The organism is Lactobacillus sp. XV13L, assembly GCF_059900875.1.
On sequence record NZ_JBWXGD010000001.1, the window covers coordinates 113,870 to 129,122 of the forward strand.

13 protein-coding genes and 1 other RNA gene are annotated in these 15,253 nt (G+C 52.2%); 2 read left to right on the forward strand and 12 right to left on the reverse strand.

The genetic code is table 11. The features are described from left to right. Positions 1 to 4: 4 nt before the first annotated feature. The 7 genes from AC2JF6_RS00550 to AC2JF6_RS00580 form a co-directional block, all read right to left on the reverse strand. Positions 5 to 1,681 carry a formate--tetrahydrofolate ligase gene (locus AC2JF6_RS00550; RefSeq protein ID WP_500728794.1) on the reverse strand — a complete coding sequence of 559 codons (1,677 nt, stop codon included), beginning with the start codon at positions 1,679 to 1,681 and terminating at the stop codon, positions 5 to 7. Positions 1,682 to 1,951: 270 nt separating this feature from the next. Beyond that, on the reverse strand, positions 1,952 to 2,284 hold the full coding sequence (locus AC2JF6_RS00555; RefSeq protein ID WP_500728795.1) for an acyltransferase: 333 nt from the start codon (positions 2,282 to 2,284) through the stop codon (positions 1,952 to 1,954). Between the two features lie 10 nt (positions 2,285 to 2,294). Further along, positions 2,295 to 3,524 (reverse strand): metallophosphoesterase family protein, encoded by a 1,230-nt coding sequence (locus tag AC2JF6_RS00560; RefSeq protein ID WP_500728796.1) that lies wholly within the window; start codon positions 3,522 to 3,524, stop codon positions 2,295 to 2,297. Beyond that, the gene (locus AC2JF6_RS00565; RefSeq protein WP_500728797.1) at positions 3,505 to 4,647 is read right to left on the reverse strand and encodes a THUMP domain-containing class I SAM-dependent RNA methyltransferase; all 1,143 of its coding nucleotides are present in this window, start codon (positions 4,645 to 4,647) and stop codon (positions 3,505 to 3,507) included. Before AC2JF6_RS00565 ends, AC2JF6_RS00560 begins: the two co-directional genes overlap by 20 nt. 65 nt (positions 4,648 to 4,712) lie before the next feature. After that, positions 4,713 to 5,079: RNase P RNA component class B (gene rnpB / locus AC2JF6_RS00570), an RNA gene on the reverse strand. A gap of 26 nt (positions 5,080 to 5,105) precedes the next feature. Next, a complete protein-coding gene (locus tag AC2JF6_RS00575; RefSeq protein WP_500728798.1) occupies positions 5,106 to 5,540 on the reverse strand; it encodes a DivIVA domain-containing protein in 435 nt (144 codons plus the stop codon). Positions 5,541 to 5,634: 94 nt separating this feature from the next. After that, positions 5,635 to 6,201, reverse strand: a complete 567-nt coding sequence (locus AC2JF6_RS00580) for an SLOG family protein (protein WP_500728799.1) — start codon at positions 6,199 to 6,201, stop codon at positions 5,635 to 5,637. Positions 6,202 to 6,270: 69 nt separating this feature from the next. Between AC2JF6_RS00580 and recU the strand changes: the two genes are divergently transcribed. Further along, entirely contained in the window at positions 6,271 to 6,903 is a 633-nt protein-coding gene (recU, locus tag AC2JF6_RS00585) for a Holliday junction resolvase RecU (protein WP_500728800.1), read from the forward strand. Continuing rightward, positions 6,893 to 9,199 carry a transglycosylase domain-containing protein gene (locus AC2JF6_RS00590; protein ID WP_500728801.1) on the forward strand — a complete coding sequence of 769 codons (2,307 nt, stop codon included), beginning with the start codon at positions 6,893 to 6,895 and terminating at the stop codon, positions 9,197 to 9,199. The genes recU and AC2JF6_RS00590 overlap by 11 nt, the downstream gene beginning before the upstream one ends. A gap of 73 nt (positions 9,200 to 9,272) precedes the next feature. Here AC2JF6_RS00590 and nth read toward each other — a convergent pair whose 3' ends face one another. The 5 genes from nth to AC2JF6_RS00615 all read right to left on the reverse strand — a co-directional run bounded on the left by nth (position 9,273) and on the right by AC2JF6_RS00615 (position 15,251). Then, positions 9,273 to 9,902, reverse strand: a complete 630-nt coding sequence (gene nth / locus AC2JF6_RS00595; protein ID WP_500728802.1) for an endonuclease III — start codon at positions 9,900 to 9,902, stop codon at positions 9,273 to 9,275. Further along, positions 9,902 to 10,546 (reverse strand): DnaD domain protein, encoded by a 645-nt coding sequence (locus tag AC2JF6_RS00600; protein ID WP_500728803.1) that lies wholly within the window; start codon positions 10,544 to 10,546, stop codon positions 9,902 to 9,904. The genes nth and AC2JF6_RS00600 overlap by 1 nt, the downstream gene beginning before the upstream one ends. A 79-nt stretch (positions 10,547 to 10,625) precedes the next feature. After that, the gene (gene asnS / locus AC2JF6_RS00605; protein ID WP_500728804.1) at positions 10,626 to 11,924 is read right to left on the reverse strand and encodes an asparagine--tRNA ligase; all 1,299 of its coding nucleotides are present in this window, start codon (positions 11,922 to 11,924) and stop codon (positions 10,626 to 10,628) included. Positions 11,925 to 11,977: 53 nt separating this feature from the next. Next, complete coding sequence (locus AC2JF6_RS00610; RefSeq protein WP_500728805.1) at positions 11,978 to 12,472, reverse strand: hypothetical protein; 495 nt, start codon at positions 12,470 to 12,472, stop codon at positions 11,978 to 11,980. After that, entirely contained in the window at positions 12,459 to 15,251 is a 2,793-nt protein-coding gene (locus tag AC2JF6_RS00615) for a helicase C-terminal domain-containing protein (RefSeq protein WP_500728806.1), read from the reverse strand. The genes AC2JF6_RS00610 and AC2JF6_RS00615 overlap by 14 nt, the downstream gene beginning before the upstream one ends. Positions 15,252 to 15,253 lie beyond the last annotated feature (2 nt).

Genomic DNA, 15,253 nt, shown 5'->3' on the forward strand with positions numbered 1-15,253 from the left:
AAATTTAGAATAGACCGCTGATCTTGCCGTTGTTATCGATGTCGATGTCGAGTGCTGCTGGGTGCTTAGGTAATCCCGGCATGTCTAAAACACTGCCAGTTGTAATTACGATAAAGCCCGCACCATTCTTTAGGCTGGCACCCTTAACGTGCAAGCAAAAGTCGGTCGGTGCTCCCAGCTGCTTTTTGTCATCGGTAAACGAATACTGCGTCTTGGCGATGATGACGGGCAGCTTATCCTTTCCCATCTTCTCTAGTTCGTGAATGTCTTCCTCTGCCTGGGCAAAATATTCAACGCTTGCGGCGTGATAGATCTTTTCTGCCACCTTTTCAATCTTGGTCTTAACTGAATCCTGCTCGTGGTAAATGGGAGTCAGGCTTGCTTGACCTGAATCGGCCAGGTCGACCACGGCTTGTGCAGCGGCGACGCCACCCTCTGAGCCCTCTTCGTGGTAGTCAACAACAAAGGCGTTAAGTCCCTGCTCTTTGACTAGCTCCTGCAGGAGGTTGAGTTCCTTGGCCGTATCGGTTGCAAAGTGATTGATTAAAACGATGACGGGCACGCCGTAGTTGCGCATGTTGTTCATGTGCCGCTCCAGGTTTTTGAAACCCGTCCGCAGTGCCGCGAGATTTTCCTGGTCGAGGTGGGCGGTTGTGCCTTCCGCCTGGTACTTGAGTGCCCGAACGGTTGCAACGACAACGCTTGCATCCGGTTTCTTTTCCAGGTGCTTTGAAACAAAGTCCATAAACTTTTGTCCGCCCAAGTCACTGCCAAAACCGGCTTCCGTCAGCACGTAGTCACCCAGGTGCAGGGCCAGGTTGGTGGCCATGACAGAGTTAGCGCCGTGCGCAATATTGGCAAAGGGGCCGCCGTGAACCAGCGCGGGCGTATGCTCAATCGTCTGAACCAAGTTGGGCTTGAGCGCATTGCCCAGAAGCGTTGCAATCGCACCTTCAAAGCCGAGATCCTTAACGTAAACCGGTTGGTCGTCCCTCGTGTAGCCGACTAGCATGAGGCCAATCCGCTTCTTGAGGTCATCGATATCGCGGGCCAGACAGAGAATCGCCATCAATTCGTTTGCTACCGTAATTGCAAAGCTTGACTGGTGCTCAACGCCGTTGAACTTGGAGCCCTGGCCAACTGTAACGCTGCGCAAGCTGCGATCGTTAACGTCGATTCCGCGTTTTAGCAAAATCCGCTCTGGATCAAGGTCGAGCTCGTTGTCCTGGTAGATATAATTATCGACCAAGGCGGCCAGCGTATCAATAGCGGCGGTTAACGCGTGCATATCGCCCGTAAAGTGCAGGTTGATGTCTTCCATCGGAATCACCTGCGCCCGTCCGCCACCGGTGGCGCCCCCCTTTAGTCCAAAGACCGGACCCATCGAGGGTTCACGCAAGGCAATCACCGTTTTACGGTGGAGCCGGTTATTAATCGCATCCCCGAGACCAATTGTCATCGTTGATTTGCCCTCGCCGGCCGGAGTGGGCGAGATTGACGTGACCAGGATCAGCTTGCCTAAGTGCCCGTTGGCAAGGGTCGACTTGATCGCTTGCCAGTTCACCTTGGCCTTGTCCCGGCCATAGGGTTCAATGTCGCTTTCACTCAAACCCACCGCTTTTGCTATTTCATTAATCGGTAATGCGTGTGCTTTCTGTGCAATTTTAATATCTGTTTTCATTGCGCATGCCTCTTTCTGTATAAATCTAAACTACCATTTTAACCATTGTCCTTTTCAATTTAGAATTTAGGTGCCACCCTTTCATTAACTACAGTTTCTATGGCTATTATAGCAAAGATTGACCAAGATTCACTCTTTCCTGATTAGTTAAAACAAAAGAAAAGGCCACGACGCGAAATCAGTCATGACCCTTCTTAATTATGATTTGCCGCGCAGAAAGTGTTTGCGCAAAAGTCAGCACTGGTCAAAGCTTGCCCACCACGGCTGCCACTACTTTTCAATCCTTAGCAAGTAATATTTTTGCGGTTCAAGTCCCTGCACCTCGTACACGCAAAACCGGCGCCAGCGACATGTGCGTTTTGGGGCCCGCTTAAGTGCGCGCTTGGCCCTGAAGGGCAGCTTCAGCGTGTCCTTACTCCAGTACGAATTCACGTACGTGTAGACAGCCAACAACACAAACAAGATTCCGCACCCGATTGCCGGCCAGTTAAAGCTGCTGGTGCCCTCATATGCGATAATCAGACTGGTGAAGAGGACAATCAAAAGCCAACTAAAATAGATTAGGCCAACCCGGCCCCAAACGACGTAGTGCTTCTTAGCCATCTGTTTCTCCTTAATAAGTGATCTGAAGCGCCAAGTTGCTGTGGCTGCTTATATCATACAGCGTCTCGAGGTAGCTGCTAAAACGCGGATTCTGTGCAACCAGCGTCTTGTATTCCACAGACGAGTATAAGCGGCTAAGCGTCTTTTTGCTAATGTGGTTATGCCCGGTAAAGTAGTTGTAGTTCATCTCAATGAATAAGCGGTTGACTTTATGAACAAGCGGTGATTCGGCCTCCCCTGCGGGCTCGTTTACGCTTGAATTGGTGGCCAGGTTGCGCAGCTGGATGTTCTTGAGGTAATCATGAAAATGGGCCAACGTGTGATTTTGGCGTTCTGCTTCGGTCAGGTACGGCGTCATATTGAACGTGTGGCGCTTGTACTTAAGCGTATCTGCCCCTACTTCCACAATGCCGTAGGCCTGGTCGTACGAACAGAAGCTTGATGTGACCACTTCTGTTGTTGGCGTGCACTTCTGGGGCTCCATGATGTTCTGGGCGTGAATGTGACCCGAAAAGGCCACCTTGACGTTGTACTCACGGCATAATTGCCGGACAACGGCCGCATTGTTCAAGACGAAGCCCTGGTTAACCGCCGGATTGTGCACGTACAGGTTGTGGTGCATAAATAAAAGCGGCCGCAAGTGGTGCTGGCGTGCATATTCAAGCTGCTGCCTGAGCCAGACAATCTGGTCTTCGCTTATCTCGCCGGCAGTCTGCGGCGCGGTAAACACCTCTTTGTGGCCGTAGATGTTGGAATCCAGCAGCAGCATGAGGTAGTGGGGATTGAGCTGCACGCTGTAGGCCAGGGAATTGCGGTCCTTTTGCATTGCCGCCCCATACGACTGGTGAAAAATCTCCCGCCACTTGCCGGGGCTGATTTGCTTTGTATAGAGCTGGTCGTTGCCCTTAAAGGCGCGTGCCCACCCGTCAAAAACATCGTGGTTTCCGGGCAGCACCAGCAACTTGGTATCCGTTAGGCCGCTGAAGATTTTCTGAAACCTCCGGGCAGAAACAAGCTCACCGTTAAAGGTAATGTCGCCCGTAACAACGAGGGCGGCCGGCTTTTTCTCGTTAAGCAGCCTGCAAAAGGCGGCCAGGGCCGTCTCCTGGTATGCCAGATCCTTGCCCTGGCTTGTATCCTGAATCTGACTGAAGGCCGCACCGTTGTCGTGCAAGCTGTCTGCAATCAGGTGGGTGTCGGAAATTACCCAAAATTCTGCATTAGTCTTGTCTGTGAGCACTCTTTTTCGCCGCCCAGTACTGGTAAAAGTCAACCCGGAGGTTGCCGTTGAATAGTTTGCGCTTCTTCGTTGCCGTTTTGCCGAAGCAGGCTTCAAAATTGGGGTCACCCACCAGGTAATACTGGCTGAAACTATCGTACTTTAATAGTGCCTCCCCCATCTGAGCATACAGTTGCTCGGCCGACTGCCTGTCTTTGAGCCGTTTGCCGTAAGGTGGATTAGCGATAATCACGCCGTTTTCCAGGTCGGTTTGAAAGTCTTTGACCGCGACCTGCTTAAAGTAAATGTCTTGCAGGACGCCCGCATTGTTGGCGTTTAGCTTGGCAATTTCCAAAACGGACTGGTCAATGTCGCAGGCCCAGATAGGCTGCGCCAGCGGTTTCACCGCGCTCCTGGCCTCTTCAAGAATTTCATCGTGCAGCTTAGCGTCAAACCAGTCGAAGTCGTCAAAGGCAAACTTGCGCCAGGAGCCGGGCGCAATGTTTCTGCCAATTAGTGCAGCTTCAATCGCCAGGGTGCCCGAACCGGTCATTGGGTCGATTAGGGGGTGGCTGCCATCGTAGGGCGTCAGTTTGATCAAGCCGGCCGCAAAGTTCTCCTTCAAAGGGGCACCGCCGTGTTCAATCCGGTAGCCCCGCTTGAAGAGGCTCATCCCGCTGGTATCAAGCGAAATGCGCGCCACGTCTTTGTAAATGTGCACGTCGAGCGGGTACAGGCTGCCGCTCTCCGGCAAAAAGCCGCGCCGGTGATACTGGTCTGACATCTTGTTGACGATTGCTTTTTTGACAATTGACTGGATGCCAGGCTCCGAGTGCAGTTTCGAGCGCACCGAACGGCCCTGGACGGGGAACTTGGCGTCGACGGGCAGTAGTTCTGCCCAGTCGAGCGCATAGACCTGCTCGTAGAGGGTATCAAAATCGGTTGCCGTAAACTCCTTCAAAAGAATCTTCACCCGGTCTGCCGTCCGGAGCCAGACATTGGTTCTGACGATATCCTCTTGATTGCCCGTGTAAAAGACGCGCCCATTTTCGGTTCTGGTCTCGTAGCCCAGTGCCTGTAATTCCTTGGCCACGATGCTTTCAAAACCAGCACCCATTGTTGTGTACAGTTGATAATTTTTCATCTTGTCTCTTTCGTTCATAAAAAAGCGCTGAGCCCTTTGAAAAGCTCAACGCTGCCTGTGCAAATTCCTATAAGCCACGTTCTGTTCGGGCAGTTCTGGCCAAAACCGCCTTCAGCAGCCATCTATCTTTGCTATCAAGATAGCAATCCAACCTTTGGTTCAGTTCCCCAGGTTGAGACGCCCCCACCAAATTTGGGTTGCACGCTCGCAGGGTTTACCTCGTTCCACCAGCAGCGTTTCCACTGCTGCTCCGTCACTGTGGCACTTTTCAGAATATTGGTGCATATCAAAAAGACTTAGCACGTTCTTCGCCGTAATCATCACAATCCTTTAGCTTGTTGGGCTAAATACGAACACTACAGGCATCGCAGCCTGTGCGTGCGTGGACTTTCCTCAGCTTGACTTTAAGTCAAACCGCGACTGCCCAAAATTTGCACTATTAACAATTATACCAGAGCTTACTGTTTTTGTAACCCATAAACTCGTTGCTCAAGGTTGTAGACCTTGCGCTCCAGCGTTGAAATGCGCTGGATGATGGCCATGTTCGTTGAACTTTCACTGCGCACGGCGGTCTCTTTATCCTCATCAGCGTGCAGGGCAGCGGCCTTTTGCGGCGCATATGTCTTAACGTTTTCACCGGCAAGGGGCGACATTTTGCGTGTCTTCTGCAGCTGCACGGCGTTCTCCTTGTGCTGGCTATCCATTAATTCACCCTGCAGCTTACCGATTTGGCCGTACAAATCCTCGATAATCTGCTCGAACGTATCGTAATCCGCAATGACCTGGTCTAAAAAAGCGTCCACTTCCTCGGGATCGATGCCCTTAACTTTTGTTCTAAATTGTTTTTTTAAAATATCCTCAGTGGATAATTTAACATCATTTAAATCAGCCATGATAACGTCAGCTCCTTTATCAATCTTTCTTAATTTTAGCAAAAAGAGCCGGCACATAAAACCGCAAAAACAAGTTTACGAAAAGATTTAGGAATTATTCGTCAAATTCGTCCTCCTGTTTTGACTGGTACTCCTGTGCTGCATCCTGCAGATCGTAAAAATCGATTAATTCTAGGGGATAATCCTCGTTTTCCTGGTATTTTTTGATTAAATTGTAATCGAACTTAGGCTTGCCGGGGCTTTCCGGATCATAAATCATCAGGGCCCGGTCCGTGTGCAGCAGCATAAAGTTCTGGTAGTTCCGCAGCTGCACGGGGCTCTGGTAGGGCTGGTTGGACGTCGAAGCGAAAAAATCCACCTGGCCCCTTAGGCGCAGAAACTTTTCCTGGTTGGCCTCATTCCAGCGGTGCGCGAACTCCTCGTAGGGGACGATGATTGAAACGCGCAGCGGAAATTCCTTGCGCAATTCGAGGGCCACTTCGCTGGCCCACTGCTCCACGCCCAGGTTGGCGCCCGTGATCAGCCAGTCAAGCTGACCGTTTTCAAGCATGGCGCGCAGACGATTTGCAAGCGCAAATTTGATGACCGTGATTTTGGGATCTTTGTCGCCGAAGGTATTTAATTCATAATTGCGGTATCCGGTAACCCATAGTCGTTGCATAGTGAAAGAGGTGGCTCCTTGTTCAAAAACTTTTCCTTTATTGCTATAATGCTAGCAGGAGTGAGATTGATGGTCAAATATCCAAGTGGCAGTTCTGCTGCTTTTCGTAAATCTGCCAATAATTCGGAGATAAAGCACAAACGCCAGCACAACAAGAACGTTAGTTTTTCTGACCGGGGGATGACCCTTGAACAGATGATTAACGAGTCAAATAAATATTACCGCCTGAAGGGAATTGCAGTTGTGCACAAGAAGCCGACGCCCATCCAGATTGTCAAGGTTGACTACCCGAAGCGATCGCGGGCCGTTATCAAGGAAGCGTATTTTCGCCAGGAGTCAACAACGGACTACAACGGCGTCTACAAGGGCTATTACCTTGACTTCGAGGCCAAGGAAACCAAAAACAAAACCAACTTCCCCCTGAAGAATTTTCACGAACACCAGATTGTCCACCTTGCGGAATGTTTGAAACAAAGGGGCATCTGCTTTACAATTATCGGATTCACGAGCCTCAACCGCTACTTCGTCAGTCCGGCGAGCGCAATCATCAACGCATGGTGGACCAAGGGCAAAAGCTCGATAACGTTAAGCGAGGTCGAACACTGGTCAATTGAATTGGCGAGTGGCTTTCAGCCTACCCTGCCGTATTTGAAAGCAGTGGATCAATTTATCGCAGATAGGAAATTAGATAATGGCGAATAAAAAACGGACATCACGACAAAATTACCGGCAAAACCTGCCTAAGCCCTTTTGGCGGCGCGCAGTCAAATGGACTTTCCTAGCAATTTTTTTGCTGCTGCTTTCGGGGGTGGGCTTATTTGCCTACTACGCAAAAGACGCACCGAACATTAGCCGCACCCAGCTTGAAAGCAGTGGTTCGTCGGCGTTTTACACGTCCAACGGCAAATTTTTGCTCTCGCTTGGTTCGCAGAAGCAAATATACGTCAAGGATGGTAAGGACATGCAGCTATTAAAGGATGCGGTTGTCTCGGTTGAAGACAAGCGTTTCTACAAGGACAACCTCGGGGTCGATCCAATCAGAATCGTGGGCTCGCTTTTGACCAACGCCAAGAGCCAGAGCATTGCAGCCGGTGGATCCACGATCACGCAGCAGCTGATTAAGCTGACCGTTTTCTCGACGAACGCGCCGGCCGAAAAAACGCTTCGGCGCAAGGCCCAGGAAGCCTGGCTGGCAATGAAAATTCAGCGTGAGTATTCCCGCGATGAGATCCTGGAATTCTACATTAATAAGGTCTACATGAATTACGGCAACTATGGGATTGGGACCGCCGCCGATTATTATTACGGCAAGAAAATCGGTGAGCTGAGCCTCGCCCAGACCGCCCTGCTCGCCGGCATGCCCAACCGCCCCACGGCCTACAACCCCTATGTGTACCCCAAATATGCCAAGTACCGCCGCGATATTGTCCTCAAGGCAATGCTCAACAACCACAAGATTAGTCAGGCACAGTACAGCCAAGCAAAAAAAGAGAGCGTTAAAAGGGGCCTCAAGCACCATAGCCAGCGGAAACGATCGAACCTGCGCCAAGTTGACGATCCCTATATCAAGGAAGCTATTTCTGAGGTCAAGGACAAGGGCTTTGACCCCTACCGCGACAACCTGAAAATCACGATCAATATTGACCAGAATGCCCAAAATAAGCTGTACGAGTTGGCCAACAGCGGCCAGGTGCCGTTTACCAATGACCGGATGCAGATTGGGGCGACGGTCGTTGATCCCGCAAACGGCCACGTTGTAGCCATCCTTGGCGGCCGTCACCTGCCCTCCTCTGTCCAGCTGGGACTAGACCGGGCGGTGCAGACAAGCCGATCCACGGGTTCGTCGATAAAGCCTGTTTTGGACTACGCACCGGCCATCGAATACCTTAACTGGTCCACGGCGAAGATGCTCGATGACAGCAGGTATGTCTACCCTGGGACAAACATTCAGCTTTATGACTGGGACAACCGCTATGAGGGCCTGATGAACATGCGGCACGCGCTAGAACAGTCCCGAAACGTTCCGGCCGTGAAGACCCTGCGCGATGTCGGCGTCCAGCGTGCGGCCAAGTTTGCGCGCAAGGTTGGCATCAACGTTCCTAGGGATGCAGGCCTTTCGGTTGCAATCGGCGCCGATGCATCCAGCCTGCAGATGGCCGGTGCCTTCAGTGCTTTTGCGACACTGGGCGTCTACCACAAGCCCCAATTTGTTTCCAAAATTGAAACCCCCGACGGCCTGACCAGAAATTATGATTCGGCGGGCATCCGCGTGATGAACTCGGCCACGGCCTACATGATTACGGACATGCTCAAGGGAGTCATCAAGGTCGGCTCCGGAACCAGTGCCCAGATCAGCGGACTCTTCCAGGCAGGCAAAACCGGTTCGGTCAAGTACTCCGACCAGGACCTGGCCCGCTATCCGGGCTACGGTTCAACTCCCAAGGATTCTTGGTTTGTAGGCTATACCCAAAGCTACGTCATCGGGGTTTGGACCGGTTACGACAACCTGAAGGACGGTACCATTGCGGGAATTGGACAGCAATCAGCCCAGCTTTTCTATAAGAACATGATGACCTACCTGATGCGCAACAAGGAAAACGTTGACTGGCAGAAGCCAAGCTCAGTAATTAGGGCCCGGATTGCGCGCAACTCCAATCCGCCCGAGGTCTCCCCAACGGGCGAGTGGCAGCTCTTCGTGCGCGGACACGCGCCAGCGGGGATCGTTGATGACACCAGCACTTACAGCGGGACCGGACGGTGGACAAGCAGCAGCAGTTCGAGCACTACCACTAGCACGCAGACCGGTCAAGCACCTGGGCGAAACAAAGACAGTTCTGCCAAGAAGCAGAACGATGCCGATGAGGAAAAGACAAACGCTTCCCAGGATAACGCAAAGGACAATGATGGAAAACCGGGTGCGGATAGCGACGAGCAAAAGCCCGGCGCAGGCGATAGCACAAATGGGCAAAGCGGCAACTCCTCTAAAGACAAGCAATAAAAACTCCATACTACGAGACGCTAAAAAGCCGCAGCAATTATAAAATTGCTGCGGCCTTTTAGTTGATTTTTTGCTACTTCTCCTGCAGGTAGGTGTAAGGGTCTTCCTTGTCCCGCGCCGTCATCGAGTAGCGGCCAAACAGGATCAGCGCGTGGTGCGTGTGGATCCATTCGTCCGGGAGCAGAATCTCTTCCAGTCTTTTTTCAACCTGCAGCGGCTTGGCGTTCTGGGGGACAATGTGGAAGCGCTTGGAAATCCGCGCAACGTGCGTGTCGACGGCAATGGCGGGGATGCCATAACCGTCGGCCAAGACCACGTTGGCCGTCTTCTCGCCCACCCCCGGCAGCGCAACCAGGGCTTTTTTATCCGCCGGGACTTCACCGTGATACTTGTCAACCAGGATTTGGGCGGTCTCCTTGAGGTGCTTGGCCTTAGAATGGTAGAGCCCGATCTGGGCTATGTGGTCCTCAATCTCCTTAATTGGGGACGCCGCCAGTTCTTGGGGTGACGGGTAGTCGGCAATGAAGCGGGGCATGATGCGGTTCACCATCTTGTCGGTAGTCTGCGCGCTCATCAGGACCGCACACAGCAGGTGAAATTTGGTGTCCCACATCAGCTCGCTCTTAGCGTCGGGATACATCTCGTTGATGGTCCTGAGCACCCTGCGCGCTTCTTTCGTACTAATTAATTTTTCTTCCGACATTACCTGTTCCTCTGTAAAAATTTTTGCACTTCGCTGGTGGTCTTCAGGTTATGCCGCTGCCAGTTCAGAAGTATGCGGTCAACGTACTTTAAGCTGTAAGCCTGGGCCAGAACGGCTTCCCGCAAAGCCAGCTTGATGATTTCCGGACTGTAGTGGTCAACGTTGAGCCATGCAGCGACTTCTTCGCGCTCGATGGGGCTAAGGTAGCGGCCAAATTCTATTTCAAATTGGCGCAGCAGCTGCTTTAATGGACTATTGTCGAGTCCTGCCGCCGCCTTACTTTTGCCCGCGGCATCCTGCGTGGCGCCACCAGCATTTTTGGCCAAGATATCATCAAGACTGGAGTAAAGCGGGTTAAGGTTATAGCGGTTGCCAATCCTGTTCTGGCTGTCGGTCACTTGGTCAATCTGGACGTACTTGCGCTCAATCAGCTTCTGGATGATGCTGGCAACTTCAATCGCAGACCAATTCGTGTTTGCAGCGAGCTGCTCGTTGGACGGAAAGCCTTCACCTTTTTGGGCAAAGGCTTCGAGCTGAATCAGCATCAGCACTTCGGCATCGCTGAGCTTAAGCTGCGGGTAGTATGCCAGCAGGCCATTCGATAGCGTTGTAAACCCCAGCATCCGGTACTCATTATAATGCACGATAATTCTCCCCTTTTAAAAAAGTTGAACTAAAACCTAGTTCAACTTTTTAGTATTATTTGCTCATGTGGTTTTAAGCCTATGGCTTTACCCGGTTGATCATTCGTGGGAACGGAATTGCTTCGCGGACGTGATCCAGCTTGCAGATCCAGGCAATTACGCGTTCAAAGCCCATGCCGAAGCCGGAGTGCGGGACGCTGCCGTACTTGCGCAGGTCCATGTACCAGTCATAGTCATCTACGTTCAGTCCCGCTTCTTCAATCTGCTTTTTCAAAGTATCATAGTCGCTCTCACGTTCCGAGCCGCCCATGATCTCGCCGTAGCCCTCAGGAGCCAGGACGTCCGCACAGAGGTATTCCTGCGGATTATCGGGGTTCTTCTTCATGTAAAACGGCTTGATTGCGGTGGGGTAATTGACAATGAAGAACGGCCGGTCAAATTGTTCAGAAATAAAGGCCTCGTCGGGTGCACCGAAGTCGTCGCCCCACTTGAAGTCACGGCCATCATCCTGCAGCATCTTGACCGCATCATCATAAGATAGCCGGGTGAAGTTGCCCTCTGCGGCCGGTTCCAGCTTCTTAGGGTCGCGGTCAAGCAGTTCCAGCTCGTACTGGCAGTTTGCCAATACCTGCTTGACCACATATGCCAAAAAGCGCTCCTGAATATCGAGGGATTCGTCTTGGTGCATCCAGGCCATCTCGGGTTCCATCATCCAGAACTCGGTCAGGTGGCGTCTGGTCTTAGATTCTTCGGCCCTAAAGGTGGGACCAAAGGTAAAGATTTTGCCCAACGCTTCGGCCCCAACTTCGCCATAAAGCTGACCTGACTGGGACAGGTAGGCATCGCCGCCAAAGTATTCGGTGTGGAATAACTCAGTTGTGCCCTCAGGCGCAGAGTGCATGAAGATCGGCGCATCAAATTTGACAAAGCCCTCCTTCTCAAAGAAGTCAACCGTTGCCTTATAAATGATGTTCCTGATGCGCATAATTGCGAAGGGCCGCCGGCTACGCAGCCACAGGTGGCGGTGGTCCAGCAGAAACTCGATGCCGTGTTCCTTGTTGCCAATCGGGTAGCCCTCATTGTTGGTGACTACGTCAAGGTCAGAAATCTGGATTTCATAGCCAAAATGCGAACGCTCATCCTTGTGAACCGTCCCCGTAATGTAAAAGCTGGCCTCCTGGTGCAGCGACTTGGCCGTTTCAAAGGTCTCATCCGTAACATCATTTTTACGCAGGACACCCTGGAAAAAGCCCGTACCGTCACGCAGCTGCAGGAAGGCTATCTTCCCGCTCGAACGCTTGTCCGTCAGCCAAACATGCATCTTGACTTCTTCGTCAACGTGCTTAAAGCAATCTTCAATCGAAATTAATTCTGTCATAAGTTTTGTTCCACTTCCCATATCATATCAAAACAATGATACCAAAAAAAAATTTAATTAGCGACCTTAGCAAGCAAATTTCCTGTTTTAAATTCGTACAACCGGTAGTAGTAGTTGCCCGCGGCATCCTTGGAGGCGACCTCCCAGACGGCCCGCCCGCGGTACCAGCCGAGGTTGACCTTGGTGATCTGCACGTGCGGGTTCTTAGCAGCAAATTTATTCCTGATGGTCGTTTCGCTCACGCCCCTGCGCGCCGGGATAAGGTGCCCCTGTTTGTGCGCCGGCAGGTAGATAAAGTAGTACCAGGTCCGGTCCTTCGATTGTCCCACCAGGGAATAGCTGTTGACCCCGCGGTCCAGGTGATAATTCTTGGCCACGTGCCTGATCGGTGTTTTTTGCAGGGCAATGGTATTGGCTGCCCGGGTTTCGCTGCGCACGGGGTTGGTTGCCCGGTAAAAAACCGCCAGCGCCCCGAAGTACAGCACTACCAGTGCTATAACCAGCCACATGACAAATTTTAGTGTCTGTCTCGTATCATCTTTTATCATAGTTATCCAGCTTGTTTCGTAATTGTTTTAAAGTAACCTTTTGGGTTTTCACCGGGATTGCCGCTAAGAACGCCTTGCCGTAATCCTTGTTCCAAATGCGTGAATCCAAAATCAAGAACTGCCCCTTGTCATCTTCGCCGCGGATTAAGCGGCCCATTCCCTGCCGGAAGCGGATAACCGCCCGCGGCATCGTGTCGGTCTCAAAGACGTTGGCCCCGTGGTCCTGCAAAAGCTTTTGCCGCAATTTTACTTCCGGCTGGTCGGGCGACTCAAACGGAAGCTTGCCGGCAATCACGAGGTCAACCCCGCATTCGTGGAAGTCAATGCCCTCCCAGAAGCTGTCGGCTCCGAGGATGAGCGCTTTTTTGGCGATGGCAAAACGCTTGGTTATCCGGTTGTTAGAGCCGGATACGCCCTGTGCAAGGATTTCAAAGTCGCGCAAACTGGGCGCGTTCAGTATCATCCTGAAGACCTCCCTGATCTTATCGAGGTTCGTCATCAGTACCAGTACGTGTTCTTTGCGGCCGAGGTCATTCTCCAGAATGTGCGCAAGAAGCTTGTTGTAGCGGGGACTGTTGGCATCGGGCAGGTCCTTCACCGCCAAAACCTCCAGGTGGTCATCCAGCTTAAACGTGCTGCTCCCGATGTACTCCTGCGGGGCCAATTCGCTGAGCGCAAGCTGCTTGACGGTAAACGCAAAGCTATTCGCACTGGTCAGCGTTGCGCTCACAAAAGAAATATGGTCAAACCGGTTATAAATTTGCTTCAACTCATCCGTTGAATCCAGCATGGTCCAGCTCAGGTTGGCACTCAGCGGGTCCTGGGGATCCGTCAGGCTGACGATAAAGCCCTCGTGCTCTAGGTCTTTTTGCTTATGCAGCAGGTCGGATAGCTGGTAGCCCTTGGCGATGTAAAAGTCCAACCGGTCAATCTGCTCGACCAGTTCATTCAAAAAGGCGTCCCGCTCCGTATTTGAATTATCGGTTTCATTGTCAAGTTTAAACAAAATCTGGTTGGTTTGCTCGCGGACCGCCTCCAACTTACGCTGAAATTCGGTCAATTTAGACCTAAACTTTCCCTTTGGGGGGAATAGGGCCGCCGCTTGAAAGCTGAGCAGCATGTTGCCGTTGGGCAACACGTTTTTCCCCAGCGCCTTGGCCTTCTTCGAACTGAGCAAACGCTGCAGCTGGTTGAGCACATGAATCAGGTTCAAAATCGCCGGGTTGAGCTTCTCAAGCAAAAAGTTAAACTGCACGTCGTTGCCGTACTGGTTGAACACGCTGTCATCCGTGTAATACAGCAGGCTGCGCAGGTGGTTTAAAACGCCCCAGAGCGATTCAAACTGGAAGGAGTCGTTGCGCGAACTGATTACGCTGTCGACAAAGCGGTGGGCCTCATCGATCACCAGGTACGGGTTCTGCCCCCAGATCATGTCATTGTAGTGGTTGGCCAGGTATGCGTGGTTGGTGACGAGGATGTCCGCCTGTTCCTGACGCTGCCGCGCCAAGTTCCAGAAGTCAACGCCGGCAAAGGTGCTGGCAACGCGTGCATCCCCCGGATGGCTGATCTGCGCAAACAGGGGCGCACGATAGCTGGTTAGCTGCAGTTCATCCAGGTCCCCTGTCTGGGTCTCGGTCAGCCAGACCAGGATGCGCATCTGCAGGATCAGCGCCGTCTTATTGGATGTCCCCTGGTAGAGGCTGTGGTAAAAGCCGTCAAGGTCAAGGTAGTGGCTGCTCGACTTGACCACCTCTGCCGTCAGATCCAGACCGGTCACCTTGACCAGTTGGGGTATTTCCTGGCTGATTATTTGATTTTGCAGGATTTTCGTTGGCGTTGCGACGACCAGCTTGCGGTTTGAGTACAGGCGGTAGGCGTATGCAAACAGGTAGGAAAAAGTCTTGCCCGTGCCGTTGGGTGCCTCAACTAGCAGTGCTCGCTGCTTGGGCTGCGCAAGAAAGTCATTAATGCGGTTGATCAGGTCAACCTGGGGCTGCCTGTAGTTGATCTTGCCCTTAAAAAGCCTGCGCTTCTCCTTATTGGACTTTACAAAGGCGGTTTCGGATGCGGCTTCTTCCCTGCCTATTCTGGTCGTCTGCTTTTGCAAAACAACGTTGCGCACCTGCCGGTACTCCTTGCCAAGCGGCCGCTTCTGCTTGCGCAGGTCGTCGGCAATCGTGGTGAAGACCCAGGACGTGTCACGCGTCAGCCCGTGCCCGAGCGAACTGAGCGTGTTTAACGTCGCCTGCGGCAGGGCCTCCAGCCTGTGGAGTGCCCGCAGCAGCAAGATCGCCGTCCCGTACGCGTCGGAGTCTGCCTTATGCGGATTCAGGTGCTTGATGTCCAGCTGGCTGGTCAGGTCGCTTAACTTGTAAGACGGCTCGGTCGGAAAGGCAATCTTGGCCAGTTCAACCGTGTCAATGGCGCGGTTGGCCAGGGCCTCGTAGCCATTCTGCATGAGCTCATAGTTTAAAAAGGGGAGGTCAAAGTTAACGTTGTGGGCAACAAAAACCGTTCCCTTGAGTATCTTGATAATCCGGGGCGCAAAGTAGGAAAAGTCCTTCTGCTTGGCAACGTCCGCGTTATGAATGTGGGTCAGGTTTTGCACCGCTAGCGGAATATCACGGTGCGGGTTGATCATGAACGAATAGGTCTTAACCACCTGCAGATTCTTGATGATGGCGCAGCCAAACTGGATGATGTGGTTGTCATCTTCCCGTTGGGTCCCTGTTGTCTCCAAGTCCACAACAGCAAAGGTATCCTTAGCAAATGAAGTCATTT